The sequence below is a fragment of the Palleronia marisminoris genome (assembly GCF_900172315.1).
Classification (GTDB): domain Bacteria; phylum Pseudomonadota; class Alphaproteobacteria; order Rhodobacterales; family Rhodobacteraceae; genus Palleronia; species Palleronia marisminoris.
The window spans coordinates 56,239-71,393 of the sequence record NZ_FWFV01000012.1; the positions used below are offsets into that span (position 1 = coordinate 56,239).

At 66.4% G+C, this 15,155-nt stretch carries 15 protein-coding genes; 4 read left to right on the forward strand and 11 right to left on the reverse strand.

Annotated elements, in window-relative coordinates; all coding sequences use genetic code 11:
* The first annotated feature begins 12 nt into the window (after positions 1–12).
* Positions 13–243: a hypothetical protein gene (locus PAM7066_RS19400; protein WP_245749724.1), complete on the forward strand. Its 231-nt coding sequence runs from the start codon at positions 13–15 to the stop codon at positions 241–243.
* On the opposite strand, the gene PAM7066_RS16255 is transcribed toward PAM7066_RS19400, so the two are convergent.
* The 11 genes from PAM7066_RS16255 to PAM7066_RS16305 form a co-directional block, all read right to left on the reverse strand.
* Positions 225–1,145 (reverse strand): methylenetetrahydrofolate reductase, encoded by a 921-nt coding sequence (locus tag PAM7066_RS16255; RefSeq protein ID WP_245749723.1) that lies wholly within the window; start codon positions 1,143–1,145, stop codon positions 225–227. The two genes, PAM7066_RS19400 and PAM7066_RS16255, sit on opposite strands and share 19 nt — an antisense overlap.
* A 46-nt stretch (positions 1,146–1,191) precedes the next feature.
* Complete coding sequence (gene purU / locus PAM7066_RS16260; RefSeq protein WP_085855273.1) at positions 1,192–2,043, reverse strand: formyltetrahydrofolate deformylase; 852 nt, start codon at positions 2,041–2,043, stop codon at positions 1,192–1,194.
* A gap of 60 nt (positions 2,044–2,103) precedes the next feature.
* On the reverse strand, positions 2,104–3,510 hold the full coding sequence (ligM, locus tag PAM7066_RS16265) for a vanillate/3-O-methylgallate O-demethylase (RefSeq protein ID WP_085855274.1): 1,407 nt from the start codon (positions 3,508–3,510) through the stop codon (positions 2,104–2,106).
* Positions 3,511–3,672: 162 nt separating this feature from the next.
* Positions 3,673–4,404, reverse strand: coding sequence for a GntR family transcriptional regulator (locus tag PAM7066_RS16270; protein ID WP_085855275.1), 732 nt, complete (start codon positions 4,402–4,404; stop codon positions 3,673–3,675).
* Positions 4,405–4,414: 10 nt separating this feature from the next.
* Complete coding sequence (locus PAM7066_RS16275) at positions 4,415–5,164, reverse strand: sulfite exporter TauE/SafE family protein (protein ID WP_085855276.1); 750 nt, start codon at positions 5,162–5,164, stop codon at positions 4,415–4,417.
* A 368-nt stretch (positions 5,165–5,532) separates the two neighbouring features.
* Positions 5,533–6,834, reverse strand: coding sequence for a TRAP transporter large permease (locus tag PAM7066_RS16280; RefSeq protein ID WP_085855277.1), 1,302 nt, complete (start codon positions 6,832–6,834; stop codon positions 5,533–5,535).
* Positions 6,831–7,337 carry a TRAP transporter small permease gene (locus PAM7066_RS16285; RefSeq protein ID WP_085855278.1) on the reverse strand — a complete coding sequence of 169 codons (507 nt, stop codon included), beginning with the start codon at positions 7,335–7,337 and terminating at the stop codon, positions 6,831–6,833. The genes PAM7066_RS16280 and PAM7066_RS16285 overlap by 4 nt, the downstream gene beginning before the upstream one ends.
* A gap of 60 nt (positions 7,338–7,397) precedes the next feature.
* The gene (dctP, locus tag PAM7066_RS16290; RefSeq protein ID WP_085855279.1) at positions 7,398–8,519 is read right to left on the reverse strand and encodes a TRAP transporter substrate-binding protein DctP; all 1,122 of its coding nucleotides are present in this window, start codon (positions 8,517–8,519) and stop codon (positions 7,398–7,400) included.
* A gap of 39 nt (positions 8,520–8,558) precedes the next feature.
* Complete coding sequence (locus tag PAM7066_RS16295) at positions 8,559–9,434, reverse strand: amidohydrolase family protein (RefSeq protein WP_085855280.1); 876 nt, start codon at positions 9,432–9,434, stop codon at positions 8,559–8,561.
* A complete protein-coding gene (locus PAM7066_RS16300) occupies positions 9,431–9,907 on the reverse strand; it encodes a MarR family winged helix-turn-helix transcriptional regulator (RefSeq protein ID WP_085855281.1) in 477 nt (158 codons plus the stop codon). The genes PAM7066_RS16295 and PAM7066_RS16300 overlap by 4 nt, the downstream gene beginning before the upstream one ends.
* On the reverse strand, positions 9,904–10,686 hold the full coding sequence (locus PAM7066_RS16305) for a crotonase/enoyl-CoA hydratase family protein (protein WP_085855282.1): 783 nt from the start codon (positions 10,684–10,686) through the stop codon (positions 9,904–9,906). Before PAM7066_RS16305 ends, PAM7066_RS16300 begins: the two co-directional genes overlap by 4 nt.
* Positions 10,687–10,773: 87 nt before the next feature.
* Between PAM7066_RS16305 and PAM7066_RS16310 the strand changes: the two genes are divergently transcribed.
* The 3 genes from PAM7066_RS16310 to PAM7066_RS16320 form a co-directional block, all read left to right on the forward strand.
* A complete protein-coding gene (locus PAM7066_RS16310) occupies positions 10,774–12,615 on the forward strand; it encodes a feruloyl-CoA synthase (RefSeq protein WP_085855283.1) in 1,842 nt (613 codons plus the stop codon).
* Positions 12,612–13,361 carry an SDR family NAD(P)-dependent oxidoreductase gene (locus PAM7066_RS16315; protein ID WP_085855284.1) on the forward strand — a complete coding sequence of 250 codons (750 nt, stop codon included), beginning with the start codon at positions 12,612–12,614 and terminating at the stop codon, positions 13,359–13,361. The genes PAM7066_RS16310 and PAM7066_RS16315 overlap by 4 nt, the downstream gene beginning before the upstream one ends.
* A 495-nt stretch (positions 13,362–13,856) precedes the next feature.
* On the forward strand, positions 13,857–15,155 hold a 1,299-nt coding region (locus PAM7066_RS16320), incomplete at its 3' end, for an MCP four helix bundle domain-containing protein (RefSeq protein WP_139838420.1).

Here is a 15,155-nt window from a genome sequence, read left to right on the forward strand (position 1 = left end):
CATGAAATCGTAGTGCCAGAAGGCGCGGCGCGCCTCGCCATCGGTGACGACGGGCAGGCCGATCTCTTCCTGGCGCTGGATGAGACGCGGAATCTCGGCATCCTCGACTTCGCGCAGCTTCTCGGCCGAGACGCCGGCGGCGCGGGCCTTGGCGATCGCTTCGGGGCGAAGAAGGCTGCCCACGTGGTCGGCGCGGAAGGGAGGCATCTTCGAAGTGGTCTCAGTCATGTACGGCTCTTCTGATTGGTGTGGCTGTCGATCCAGCGTGCGCATGTCTCGATACCGCCTAAAGGGAAGAAGTGGAACTGCTCAACCAACTGTCCCTCGGCCGAATGCGCCCGGGCGAAGGCCTGCATGACCTCGTCCGGCTCGTACGGCTTGACCAGCTTGGTCACATCGGCCGCCCGCTTCTTCAACACCCCGATCGAGGGGCCGACGCCGCATTCCACTGCGAACCGGATCAGCGTCTGGAGCTTGGCCGGCCCCGCGATCCCCACATGCACTGGCAACTCGACGCCCGCGGCACGCATCCGGGCGATCCAGTCGAGCACCGGGCGCGCCTCGAATGCGAATTGCGTGACGAGCGCCACCCCGGCATCCGTGCGCTCGGCGAAGTCATGCTTCCACCGCGCCGCTTCGTCGACGATGCGCGTTCCGTCCTTGTCGATGTCGCGGTTGCCCTCGGGATGGCCCGCGAAATGCAGGCGGTCGAACCCGCGCGCATCGAAGATCCCGCTCTCGGCCAGTTGCATCGACGAGTGGTAGTCGCCCCGCGCCTCGGCAAGACCGCCGGCCAGCAGCAGGGCCTGATTGACGCCGGCCTCGTCGGCATAGCGCGCCACTCGCGCCTCCAGATCGGCTCGATTTTCGATGAGCCGCGCCGTGATGTGGGGCATGGGCGTCATGCCCTCGTCCGTCAGACGCTTCGCGGTCGCCACCATGTCGTCGAAATCGACATCCGGCAGGTGGGCGATGTAGACGCGCGTCCCCTGTGGCAGGATCGCGGCGAAATTCTCGACCTTCTGGGCGGTGCGCGGCATCACCTCGATCGAGAAGTTGTGCAGCACCGGCTCGAGATCGCCCGTGTCGGGCGCGCTCGAGTCGCGTAGGCTGGACTTCGCGAAGCCCTTGATCAGTCTCAGCATGGCGACGTCTCCTCCCCTGTCGACAGCGGTCGGGCTCTCCGCCGCTTCATTTTCCGAACACCACCGTCTTGCGGCCGTTCACCAGGACCCGCTGGTCGAGATGCAGATGCACCGCCCGCGCCAGCACGCGCCGTTCGATGTCGCGACCCTTGCCTATCAGGTCCGCGGGCGTGTCGGCATGGCTGACCGCCTCGACGTCCTGATAGATGATCGGCCCCTCGTCGAGATCAGCTGTCACGTAGTGCGACGTCGCCCCGATCATCTTCACCCCGCGCTCGTGGGCGCGGTCGTAGGGCCTGGCACCCTTGAAACCGGGCAGGAACGAATGATGGATGTTGATGCAGCGCCCGGCGAGAAACTGGCACATCTCGTCCGACAGCACCTGCATGTAGCGGGCCAGCACGACCAGTTCGGCATCCGTCTCTTCGACGATCCGACGCACCTCGGCCTCCTGTTGAGCCTTCGTGTCCTTCGTGACCGGCAGGTGGTGATAGTCGAACCCCTTGTGCAGCGAGGTGTGCAGCACCTCTTCCGGGTGGTTGCCGATGATTCCGACCACGTCGGCGTTCATCTCACCCAGCTTCACACGATACAGGAGATCTCCCAGACAATGGTCGAATTTCGACACCATAAGGAGCATCCGCGTCGGACGCGCCGCATCTTTCAGGCGCCACTCCATCCCGAAGCGCCCCGCGGTCTCGGCGAAGGCCGTGGTGAACGCGCCGAGGCCCTCTTCGGCGATGTCGAAGCGCAGGCGCATGAAGAACGTGCCCGAGAACTGGTCGTCGAACTGCGCGGCTTCGGTGATGTTGCCGCCATTGTCCGCCACCCGCGCGGCCACCTCGGCTACGATGCCAGCGGTGTTCGGGCAGGACAGGGTCAGGATCCGGGATGTCATCTGCTCGCCTTGCAAAAGGGGGAGTGGCCGGAGCAGGCGTCGTCCACCCCGGCCTTCGGCTCACTTCTTGGTGCGCCAGCTGTCCGAGGCGTAGCTTTCGCGGGCCATGCTGGAATACGGCACCGGCGAGACGCGGACCCGAATCTCGGCCTGCTTGTGCTTCTCGGCCGAGGTTTTCTGGGTGTCGTCGGGCTCGCCCCAGATCATCGTCAGCACGTCGCCCTCGTTTACGTCAGGATTGACGACGCCCAGCGAGAGGACGCGCCGCTCGTTGAAGCTGTAGCCGTTGAACATCGACATGCCGACCATCTTGTCGCCCTGCATGATCTTGTCGGCCGAGGCGGAGTTGTAGTTCGGCTGCGGGAAGTCGATCCACTTCGCCGGGGTGCCTTCCTCGAAGCCGGTGCGGATCACGTCGATCACGTCGTCGGGGTTCCACTCGAACGTGACCTTCTTCCGCTGGGGCTGCTCCTTCATCTTCAGAAGGGCGTCCTTGCCGATGAAGTCGTCCTTCTTCCAGCCGATGTAGAAGTCGTAGCCCAGCTCGAACGGGTTGACGTAGTAGTCCGAGATATCGTCGCTGACGAAGCTGCCGCCCAGCGATCCGGCCGCCTCGAGCGAGTCCGCGCCCATGTAGTCGCGATATTCGGCGACCATGCCGTCACCGGTGTAGATCGCGGGCAGCGGCGAGGGGATCCAGCCCGACTCACACGTATTTGTCGAATAGGCCCGGCTGCCGCAGCGGCGGATGTCGACGCCCACATCCTCGGCCGCCTGCAGGATGTTCGACAGGATGTAACGATGATCCTCGTACGGCCCCCAGATCTCGAGGCCCGGCGCGCCGGACATGCCGTGCCGCAGCGCCGAGACGTTCCGCGAGCCGATGGTGATCTCGCCCACGTGGAAGAACTTCAACTCGGGGATCGGGCCGCTGTTCAGCTTCTCGAAGATCTTGTTGGCCTCGGGGCCCTGGATCTGGAAGCGGTAATGCTCGCGCAGCACCCGCTCGCCTTCGGGGCGCGACGGAGAGCGCGGATCGTAGCGCAGGCGGACGTTCCACTTGCCGATCGCGGCCTGGAACTGGGTCCAGGTGGCGGTGGGCGAACGACCGACGAGGATGAACTTGTCCTCGCGCTCGCGGAAGATGATCATGTCGCCGATCACGTGGCCGGCCGGCGTCACGGGCACGAAGTGCTTGGCGCGGTCGAGCCCGAAGTTGTGGAAGGCGTTGATGCCCACATGGGCCAGGAACGCCTCGGCGTCCGGGCCTTCCACGATCAGCTCGTCCATGTGGTGGCTCTGGTCGAACAGGACGGCGGTTTCGCGCCAGGCGCGCTGCTCGTCCCGCCAGTTCGAGAATTCCGGCGCCACGACGGGATATACGTAGATCCCGCTGCGCGAGTTGCGCAGCATCTCGACGGGGCTGGAGTGCTGCTTGAGCTTTTCAGACAGGCTCGACACGGCCATATGATGTCCTCCCAGGAGCATAATGTATGCATTCCACGGTGACGCATTTCGATAATTATGCAAGAGCCGTGTAGGGCAGACCGGGATTTTCCGCTCAGGAGGCTTGTGTCGCTGAAAATCCGTGCATGCGGCGCGTCTCACGGGTCGCCGTACATGTATACATCAGTCCGGCTCGCCGTAATCGCCCGTTATCAGCGCCAGCTCGCTGCGATCGCGCCCTTCGGCGGCCGCCCAGATCTGCTCCAGGTTCTCCATCGCGGTCCGCGCATGCTCACGCGCCAGCGTCTCTGCGCGGGCACTGTCGCGTTCGCGAATCGCCTGCAGGATGGCGCGGTGCTGGTGCTGGTTGACGAAGAAGGTGCGGTTCACCCATGTCTTGCTGCGCTTCATCGGCAGGAACGCCGAGGGCGAGGCGAAGGGCAGCCGCATCATCCGCTCGAGCTCGCGGGCAAGGACGGCGCTGTCGGCCATGCGCGGCAGGGTGGCGTGGAAGGCCAGGTTCAGGCGGCTGTAGCCCTCGTTGTCCACCCCGTCGCCGACGGTGTCGAAGCAGTCGTCCAGTTCGGCCACTATCCGCTCCGCCTCTTCCAGCGCCTCGGGCACCGCGCCGCGCGTGGCGGCGAGCCGGGTCGCCAGCCCTTCGAGGGTACCGCGCAGGATCAGCGTGTCCCGCACATCGGCATAGGAGAACGCGCGCACCTCGAAACTACCCCCGGCCGTCCGGTCGAGAAGCCCCTCCTCGGCCAGTTGCGACAGGGCCGCGCGGACGGGGGTGCGCGAGATCTCCAGCGCCTCGGCAAGGTTCACGGTAAGCAGCTTCTCGCCCCCGCGATACGCCCCCTTCAGGATGCGTTCGCGCAAGATCAGGAGCGCGCGTTCTGTTTGTGTGGTCATGCGGACGAAACTAGCCCCCCGCTGCCGAACAGAACACCCAGGCAAGCCGCGTGGCGGTGGCCACCAGCAGCAACAGGATCACCCGCTCGAACGTCTCGCGCGAAATCCGCTGCGCCAGCCACGTCCCGAGCGGCATCGCCCCCAGGATCGGCACCACCGCGAGCACGCTGATCGCCGCGCGCGGCCATGTCAGGATGCCGTAGACAGCCTGCACGGGGATCTGCGACAGGCTCATGGCGAAGAAGAAGATCGAGATCGTCCCAAGGAAGGCGGGCCGCGACAGGTTCAGCGCGTTGAGGAACGCGATCGACACAGGTGCCGAGACACCGATGACCCCCTGCAGCACCCCGCCGGCCAGCCCTGCGGGAAGAACCGACAACCGACCGACGCGCGCAGGCATGACCCAATCTGGCCGGGCGAGGCGGAACCCCACATAGGCATAGACCGCGAGGGCCGTGAGCAGGATCAGGTAGTGCGTCTCGAGCTTCGCCAGAAGCACCGTGCCCACCCCCGCGCCGATCAGCCCCGCCGCCGCGAAGGTCAGCGTGAAAGCCGGGCTCACGGCCTCGCGTCGATAGGCCCAGCCCTGCCAGGCGTTCGCGATAAGGTTCGGGAACACGAGAAGCGACACCGCCAGCGACACGTCCCCGGTCAGAAGCGTGATCACCGGCACCGCGACGATCGGCGCCCCGGCACCGGTGGCGCCCTTGATCAATCCACCGGCGGCAAGGGCGAGGAAGGCCGCGATCCACAGGGTCATCTCAACCGGATACCTCCGCTCGATGCAGATCAGACCCGCCGGAGCACGGGCTCGAGCCGCTCTTTTCAGGCGGACCCGGCCCGACATCAAGTTGTTTCGTGACCGAGGCGCAGGCCGAATTATACGCGTGTCGGCCCCGATCGGCTCGGCCTCGCAAGACGACGCGGGACGTGGGCTACTCGATGGGCGGCCGCTTCGCGAAGGATCGCGCGCCAAGCCCTCGAGCGGGTGCGCGGGTTCATCCTCGCTCCGACCGAAGCGGAACTGCGGAAACGCGAGGCGAGGATCCTTGGAGCGTCCCGATGCCGTTCTGGGGTTCATCCGGGCGTGGATGATCGAACAGCAACTGGCGGGGGAAAAGTCCCCGCCTAGCCGAACAGATCCGGCAGGAACAGGACGATCCCCGGCACGGCGATGATCAGCGCGACCACCACGATGTCGGCCAGGATGAACGGGACCACGCCGGCAAAGATCTGCGTCAGCGAGACATATTTCGATGCCACCGAACGGATGATGAAGACGTTCATCCCCACCGGCGGCGTGATCATACCGACCTCCAGCAGCTTCACCACCAGCACGCCGAACCAGACGAGGCTAGCGCCCTGCGCCTCTACCACCGGCAACAGCACCGGCAGCGTGATGAAGAGCGCGCCGAACGGCTCCATGAAGGTGCCGAGCAGCAGGTAGATCACGACGATCAGCACCATGAGCTGCCAGAACGACAGGTCCGCCGAGGCGACGGCCTGCGAGATGAAGCCCGACAGGCCCGAGAGGCCGAGGAACCGGGTGAACATCGCCGCGCCCACGCCGATGATGAAGAGCGCGGCCGTGGCCATCAGCGTCTCGGTCAGCGACTGGGTCAGCACGTCGCGCGTCAGCCGTCCCGAGGCCGCGGCGATGGCGATGGCCCCGGCCGCACCGACAGCACCCGCCTCGGTCGCCGTGAAGAACCCCGCAAAGAGGCCGCCGAGCACCAGCACGACCAGAACGATCACCGGGGCCACGTCGCGCACCGCCCGCCCCGCGTCGCCCATGTCAACGGGTGCGCTCCGCGGGATCACGTCGGGGCGCAGGACGCAGATCGCCATGACGACCAGCGCGTAGGACACCGCCGTCAGAAGCCCGACCGACACACCGCCAAGGAAGACCTGCGTGATCGAGGTCTCCGCGAAGACGCCGTAGATGATCATCAGGATCGAGGGCGGGATCAGTGCGCCGATGGTCCCTCCAGCCGCGATGCAGCCCGCTGCGATCGAGGGTCGGTAGCCGGCCGCAACCATCTCGGGGATGGCGATCCGGCCCATCGCGGCCGCACAGGCCAGCGACGATCCCGACACGGCGGCGAATCCCGAACAGGCGAAGATGGAAGACACCGCCAGCCCCCCCGGTACCCGCGCCAGCACCAGCTTGGCGGCGGCGAACAGGCCCCCGGTCAGGCCCGAATGGTAGGCGACGAAGCCCATCAGCAGGAACATCGGCACGGCCGACAGCGTCCAGCTGGCCACGAAATCGTAGGGTGTGCCCGACACGATGCCGAGCGCGGGCGTCAAGCCCAGAAGGGCAACGATCCCGCCGAAGCTGACCGCCACGAGGGCGAGCGCCACCGGCACACGCAGAAGCAGAAGCAGGAACAGGATGCCGATGCCCCAGAAGCCGAAGGCGACGTTCATGTCCTGGTCTCCACGGGTCGCGCCATGACACGCGTCGCCGTCTTCAGAAGCACTGCGATCGCGGCGAGGGTGAAGCCTGCGGGCAGAAGCAGGTAGCCCGGCCAGACCGGCACCCGGGAATTCAGCACGATGACGAAGCTGCGATTGGCGACCTGCGACAGGGCCGCCTCGCCGCTGGTCCAGGCCAACACCACGTAGATCAGGGCCGACAGGAGGCCGACGATCGCGTTCGACAGGCGCATCGTCCCAGCGCCCATGACGCCGTCGATGAACTCGACCGAGATCATGCCGTCCTGACGCTCGACCCAGGCCAGCGGCAGGAATGCGACGATCAGCATGTAGTAGCGCGAGACGATCTCGACCGTGGCGGGCAACGGCCGGCCGGTCAGCGTCCGCAGGATGACGTCGCCGCAGATATGGACCATCATCACCAGAACGCCCACGCCGGCCACGATGGCGATCAGGCGGAAGAACCTGTCCGAGATGGCGTTGAGCCGATCCATGGGGAAGTGCCTAGATTGGGTTGAGGTCGAGGGCCGACCGGGATCGGCCCTCGGGTTCCGTCACTGGCCGTAGGTGGCGAAATCCACGTTGTCCCAGACTTCGGTCTGGACGATGGCGGCGATTTCCTCGGGTGTCTCGACGCCCTCGAGCAGACCCTCCCACTTGGTGATCAGCTCTTCGAAGCGCGCGACCCGCTCGGCCGCGTTCTCGAGGCCGAACTCTTCGGTGGAGAAGGTCGCCGCGGTGGCGGCATCGGCCTCGGCGAAGGCGTTGCTGGCCTCGAGGAAGGCCGGGTCGGGTTCGATGAACTCGATGCCTGCCTCTTCGGCGGCCGCGCGCGCCTCCTGCGGCATCTCGGCGGACCACCTGTGGGTGAACACGGCGTTCAGCTTGTTGGCCGCACGTGCAAGCGCCGTTCGTTCCTCGACGGAAAGCGAGTCCCATGCCGTGTCCGACACAGTGAAATCCGAGGTGGCGTGGTAGGTGCCCAGCGGGATCAGCGTGACCGCGTCGGCAAGCTCGATCAGGCGGAACGACAGCAGGTCGGCGACCGAGGCGATCGAGCCGTCGATGACCCCCTGGCTCATGGATTCGAACGTGTCTCCGACGGCGATGCTGGCCGGGACGGCGCCGAAATTTTCGGCCCAGCGCGAAAATGGCGCACCGCCCGAGCGCAGGCGCATGCCCGCCAGGTCCTCTTGCGTCCGGACCGGCTTGTTGGTCAGCAGCGCGTAGACGTCGGACGAGCCCGAGCCGAGGTAGGCGACCCCGAACTCCGACAGCTCTTCCTGGCACGCCTCGCAGGTGACCATGTAGTCGGTCATCGCCGCGGCCATCACCTGCGGGTCACGACCCTGAAGGGCAAGCTCACCCGCCAGCGCCATGTTCGGCAGCTCGGCCGGGAAGTAGAGGGGCAGCATGTTGCCGATCTCGACCAGGTCGCTCTGCAGCGCGTCCTTCATCTGAGGGAGCGAAACGACCTCGGGCCCGAACAGCTGCGCGCCCAGCGCGCCACCCGATTCCTCGGTCAGGACCTCGTCCAGCATGCCGTACATGTGGCTGTGCGAGGGGTGCGCCGGCGGCGCCCCGGAGGCCGCGCGCAGGTCGCGCGCCTCGGCGCCGTGCGTGGCCGCGAGCGCCAGCACCATGGCGGTGGCCGTCGTCGTCAGTATCGTCTTCATGGTCTCTCCTCCCATTTTTGTTTCCCGCGCGATACGGGTTCAGATCCTGAGCAAGCGTCGCGCGTTCTCCTTCAGCACCATCGGGCGGACCTCGTCCTTGATGGCGATCTTCTCGAAATCCGACAGCCAGCGGTCCGGCGTGATCGCGGGCCAGTCCGACCCGAACAGCATCTTATGCTTCAGCAGGCTGTTGGTGTATTTCACGAGGATCTCGGGGAAGTATTTCGGCGACCAGCCCGAAAGGTCGATATAGACGTTGGGCTTGTGGGTCGCGACGGCCAGCGCCTCTTCCTGCCAGGGGAAGGCCGGATGAGCGGCGATGATCGGCATGTCCGGGAAATCGGCGGCGACATCGTCGAGGTAGATCGGGTTCGAGAACTTCAGCCGCATGTTCATGCCACCCCGCATTCCCGCCCCGACGCCCGTCTGGCCCGTGTGGAAGAGTGTGATCGCCCCTTCCTCGGCGATCGCCTCGTAGAGCGGGTAGGCGGACCGGTCGTTCGGATAGAAGCCCTGCATCGTGGGGTGGAACTTGAAGCCCTTGATGCCGAACTCGCGCACCAGCCGCCGGGCCTCGCGTGCGCCGCGCTTGCCCTTGGCGGGGTCGATCGAGGCGAAGGGGATCAGGATGTCCGAATTCTCGGCCGCGATCTTCGCCACGTCCTCGTTGTCGTAGCGGTGGAAGCCGGTCTCGCGCTCGGTGTCGACGGGGAAGATCACCGCGCCGATCTTGCGCTCGCGGTAATAGGCGGCGGTTTCCTCGATCGAGGGCAGCATCCCCTCGGCCCCGGCGGGGTTCTTGAAATACTTGGCCATCCCGGCCTGGAACTCGTCGTAGCCATCCACGCGGGGGCTGCAGCAGGGTTCCTCGGCATGGGTGTGGATGTCGATGGCGACCAGATCGTCGACGTTCATGGCGTTCCTTCCAGCCCGATGAATTTGCGAAGGAGGCGGGTCAGCTCGGCCGCCTCGGACGGCGTGAGGCGATCCGTCTCTTGGTGAATGTAGCCCAGAAACGCGCGGTCATTTTCGGATACGAAGCGCGTGCCCTCGTCGGTCAGGTGCAGATGCACGGTGCGGCGGTTGTCCTCGGGGATCGTCCGCGCGACCAGCCCGCGGCGCTCGTAATGGCGGATCAGCTTGGTCATCTGCGCGCGCTTCACCATCAGCCGCTTGGCCAGCGCGCCCTGGCGCACGCCGGGGTTCAGGTGGATGACGTAGAGGATCGAGAACTCGCCCGGCTTCATCTCGTAGCAGGACAGCGCGCGGTAGAACATGCCGAAGACCTCGACCTGGCTCAACCGCAGAAGAAAACCCAGCGACTGCCCGATCTTGCCGAGGTCGATCGCCTCGACCTCGTCCGGTGCTGCGAGATCGGTCGCACTCATTGCGGCCGCCCCACCTTGGCCGCGCGCTTGTCGAGGAAGGCGCGCAGGCGCTCCTCGGCCTCGGGCGAGGTCGCGGTCATGGCCGACACGAAGCTTTCCACGAACAGCCCGTCGCCCCGTGACATGTCGGCGATGCGCGGCAGGGCATTGAGGATGGCGTAGTTCGACATCTCGGCATTGCCCGCGGCCTTCTGCGCCAGTTCGACCGCCTTCGCACGCGCCTCGCCCCCGGGCACGACGTACTGGCACAGGTTCCACGCCTCGGCCTGCGCGGCGCTGACGGAGCGGCCGGTCAGCATCATATCGGTCATCCGCGCGACCCCCATCAGGCGCGCGACGCGCACCGATCCGCCGCCGCCCACGAAGATGCCGCGGGTGCCTTCGGGCAGCGCGAAGAACGCGCCTTCGTCGGCCACGCGCACATGGGTCGCCGCCGCAAGCTCCAGCCCGCCGCCGACCACCGCGCCATGCAGCGCCGAGAAGACCGGGATCGGCCCGTGCTCCATCCGGTCGAAGATCGCGTGCCACCGGCGCGAATGATGCACCCCCTCGATCGCGCTGCGCCCCGCGTGTTCGGCGAGGTCCAGCCCCGCGCTGAAATGCTCGCCTGCGCCGCAGATCACGATCGCCCGGCTGGTCCGCTGCGCCGCCTCGACGGCCGCCGCCAGCGCGTCGATCAGCGCATCGCTGAGCGCATTGCGCTTCGCCGGACGGTTCAGGGTCAGGATCGCGACATCGCCCTCAATCTCGACACGCAGCACGTCGCTGGTTTCACCCATTCTCGGCCTCTTCTCATCTTCTTCATTGATTTTGTAGGAGCCGACTGTTTCCGTGTAAACAGTTTATGCGGATCTAGGGAGGAGCCGGTGAACGACACCGAACTGCGCGACGTCAGGGTCTGGACGCCCGATCTCGAATGGGAAGAGCGCGAGGATGGCAGCTGGCTGATCTGGCGCCGCGATTCGTTGGGGGACTATCCCGACCGCCTGACCGACAAGATCGACCACTGGGCCGACCATGCTCCCGACCGCACCTGGATGGCCGAGCGCGATGGCGACGGCTGGCGCCGCGTCAGCTACGTCGAGATGCGCGACACCGTCCGCCGCCTCGCCGCCTGGCTTCTGCGCGCGAACCTGTCGGCCGACCGTCCGCTGGCGATCCTGTCCGGCAACTCCATCGAGCACGCGCTGATCGCGCTGGCGGGGCAGTATGTCGGCATCCCCACCGCCGCCGTGTCCCCCGCCTACTCCCTCATCGCGTCGGATTTCGGCAAGCTGTCCTCGATCGCCGAACAGATCACGCCCGGCGCCGTATTCGTCGACGACGCGCAGGCCTACGCCCCCGCCATCGAAGCGGCGATCGCCCCCGAAGTGACCGTGATCGCGCTGAACGGCACCCTCCCCGACCGCGAGACCCACGCGTGGGCGGACCTCTGCACGACCGATCCCGGCGCGGACGTCGACCGCGCCCACGAGGCCGTCGGTCCCGACACGGTGCTGAAGTTCCTCTTCACCTCGGGCACCACCGGCAGCCCCAAGGCGGTGATCCAGACCAACCGGATGCTCTGCGCCAACCAGGCCATGGTCCTCGACTGCTACGCCTACATGGCCGACACGCCCCCAATCCTTGTCGACTGGGCGCCGTGGAACCACACGGCAAGCGGCAACAAGGCGTTCAACGTAGTCCTGTGGAACGGCGGCACCTACTATATCGACGCCGGCAAACCCTCCCCCCAGGCGATCGGCGAGACGGTGCGAAACCTGCGCGAGATCTCTCCGACCTGGTACTTCAACGTGCCTGCCGGATTCGAGGCGCTCGTCCACCAGATGGAGCGCGACACGGCCCTGCGCGAGAGCTTCTTCCGCGACCTCAAGCTCATCATGTATGCCGGCGCCGGCATGGCCGCCCACACCTGGCGCCGGCTCGAGGAACTGGCGGTCGAGACGGTCGGCCACCGCATCCTGATGACCACCGGCCTCGGCTCGACCGAGACGGCGCCCTTTGCGCTCTACTGTACCGACCCGCAGGAAGGGCCGGGCAATGTCGGCATACCGGCCGCCGGCGTGACGCTGAAGCTGGTCCCCCACGGCGACAAGTTCGAGGCGCGGCTGAAGGGCCCCAACATCACCCCCGGCTACTGGCGCGCGCCCGATCTGACCGCGCAAGCCTTCGACGAGGACGGCTTCTACAAGCTGGGCGACGCGCTGCGCTTCGCCGAAGCCGGCAATCCGGCTGCCGGCTTCTTCTTCGACGGGCGCATCGCCGAGAACTTCAAGCTGCGCACCGGCACCTGGGTCGCCGTCGGGCCGCTGCGTGCACAGCTGATCGACCAGATGGGGGGCCTCGTGAAGGACGCGGTGATCGTGGGCGAGGACCAGGAGTCGCTTGCCGCCCTGCTGATCCCCAACCTCGACGCGATGCACGACATGGCACCCGAGGCCGATCGCGCCGCCCTGCCCCGCAACCCCAAGGTCGTGGCGGCGCTGCGCCAGCGGCTGGCCGAGCATGTCGCGCAATCGACCGGATCGGCCACCCGCGTCACCCGCGCAATGGTGCTGACCGAACCGCTCAGCCTCGAGCGGGGCGAGGTCACCGACAAGGGGTCGGTCAACCAGCGGGCGGTGCTTTCCCACCGCGCGGATCTGGCGACGGCGGTCTACGAGGACCGCGAGGATGTGATGACACCGGCCGAGGGGGTTCAGGCATGAGGATCGAAGGTTCAGGCGCGCTGGTCACCGGCGGCGGATCGGGCCTCGGCGCCGCGACGGCGCGGATGCTGGCCGCGGCCGGCGCGCGGGTCGTCGTATTCGACCGGGACGGCGATGCAGCCCGCGCCGTGGCCGAGGAGATTGGCGGCGTCGCAGCCGTGGGCGACGTCTCGGTCGAGGCAGACGCGCAGGCCGCCGTCAATGCCGCCGAGGACCTGCGCATCTGCGTGAACTGCGCCGGGATCGGGCCGGCGGCGCGTATGGTGGGACGGGACGGTCCACAGCCGCTCGAGGCCTTCGAGGCAGCAATCCGCGTCAACCTGATCGGCACGTTCAACGTCATGCGCGTCGCAGCGCACCGGATGCAGGCGAACGACCCGGACGAGGACGGCCAGCGCGGCACCATCGTCAACACCGCTTCGGTCGCCGCCTTCGACGGGCAGATCGGACAGGCCGCCTATGCCGCCTCGAAGGGCGGAATCGTCGCCATGACCCTGCCCGTGGCGCGCGAGTTGGCGAAGACGGGCATCCGCGTGAACACGCTCGCCCCGGGCATCTTCCGCACCCCGCTTCTGGCCGGGTTGCCCGAAGAGGCGCAGCAAAGCCTTGGCGCGCAGGTCCCGAACCCCTCGCGCCTTGGTGACCCCGATGAGTTCGCCCGTGCGGTCCGGTTCTGCATCGAGACCGGCTACCTGAACGCCGAGACGATCCGCCTCGACGGGGGCATCCGGATGCAGCCCCGCTGATGTCTGACGGTCGGGTCGCGCGATTGCGAATGGGCTGAAGACACCGCGTCGAAAGGGAAAGCGCCTGCCTGCGCGGCCCGGCGGATTCCGAAACACTTCTATAAAATCGGGGGTTCTTTTGAGTATAGCCTCCGTTCATCCAATCTGAAGCGACAACCAGAACTTAACTCTGCCGCTGTACCCACGGCTCCGACCAGGTGTCCAGGGCGATAAGATGGTGACTTCATATCCGCGGCGTTCGGAATACCGGAAGGCCGAGACGGTCTCTGCACGGGATCTGCCGAGCCCGCCGCAACCTCCGATTGCGCAGCCCCGGCTCAGGCGAATCGCAACCACGCCGTTCCATCGCGCACATGGGATGGCGGCATGAGCACCACACTGGATCCGTCCTGCCGGCAGGACGCCGACGACCTGCTGACCATCGCAATCGACGTGGAGACTGCCTTCGCGCCGACACCCCTCCTCCAACCCGAGAGCTAAAGAAAGACCCCGCCCATGCGTATGACAATCAAGACCAAGCTGATCGCCGTCTTCGCGGTGCTGATCGCACTGCTCGGCGTGTCGAGCTTCCTCGCCGTGAACCGTGCGAGCCTGCTGAAATCGGAGATTACGAAGCTTGCCGATGAGACGGCATTTCAACTCGAGCAAAGCCTCATCATGAAGGCAGCGACGACACGTACGATGAGCGTCACGCAGGCCTTCCTCGCACAGAATGATCCAGTGGTCGCCGCCGAGCTTGTTGCAGTGGCAGATGCACAGATCGAGACCGTGAACGCCGCAGCGGAAAACGTCCGCGATATCATGTCGACAGAAGAAACCCGGGCGCTCCTGGAAGACTTCGACGCGAAATGGGCTGCCTTTGTCGAACTGCAGAACCAGGTCGAGGAGATCGGCACGCAGAAAACGAACACCCTTGCGGCCGACGCGTATGAACGCAGCGTGCCGATCTATGCGGAAGTTTTCGGCGCAACCGATGGCTTGTTGGAGAGCGTACGTAACCGCATTGCCACAGCGCCGGCCGTTACCTCGCGCGTCGTGGAGCTCGAAAGTGCGACGGACGGTACGCTCGACGCCCTGCGGGCCTTGAACGAGCTTAACCGCGACATGATGATCGAAGCCCATGACGAAGACCTGCAGGGCCTGTTCGACGGTGTTGAGCCGGCGATCGAGGCGGTCGAAGCGAGCTATGCCGAAGCTCTCGCGCGCGCCGATGGGACTGATCGGACCGTTCTCGAGGCACTTGGCCAGCCGCTCGCGGCTTATCTTGACGTCGTTCGCGAGATTACCCAGCTGAACCTGATCAATAGCGACGCGGCGTCCGACATCATTCTGAACACGCAGCTCGAGCCAGTCTTCCTGGAGACAGTTGCAGCCGCGGACCTCATCGCCAAACGCTCGAGTGACGTCCTGGACATCGCACGAGCCGAAGCGATCTCGGTCTACGAGGGCGCACGCAACCTGCTGGTCGCACTCGGCACCGGCGCGTTTATCGTCGCCATCGCCGCCGCGTTCTGGCTGTCGACCACCATCAGCCGCGGTTTGTCCCGGGCCGTTACTGTCGCCCGGGAAGTCGCCCGCGGCAATCTCGAGGTCGACGCGAAGACCACGAGCCGCGACGAGATCGGCGTCCTGCTGAACGCGATGGACGGCATGGTCGTTGACCTCAAGGAGATGAGCCGGGCTGCGGAAAGCATCGCCGCCGGCGATCTGCGGGCCGACGTCACGCCGCGTTCCGACGACGACCGGCTCGGGATTGCGCTGCGCGACATGGTGATCAAGCTGCGCGAGGTGATC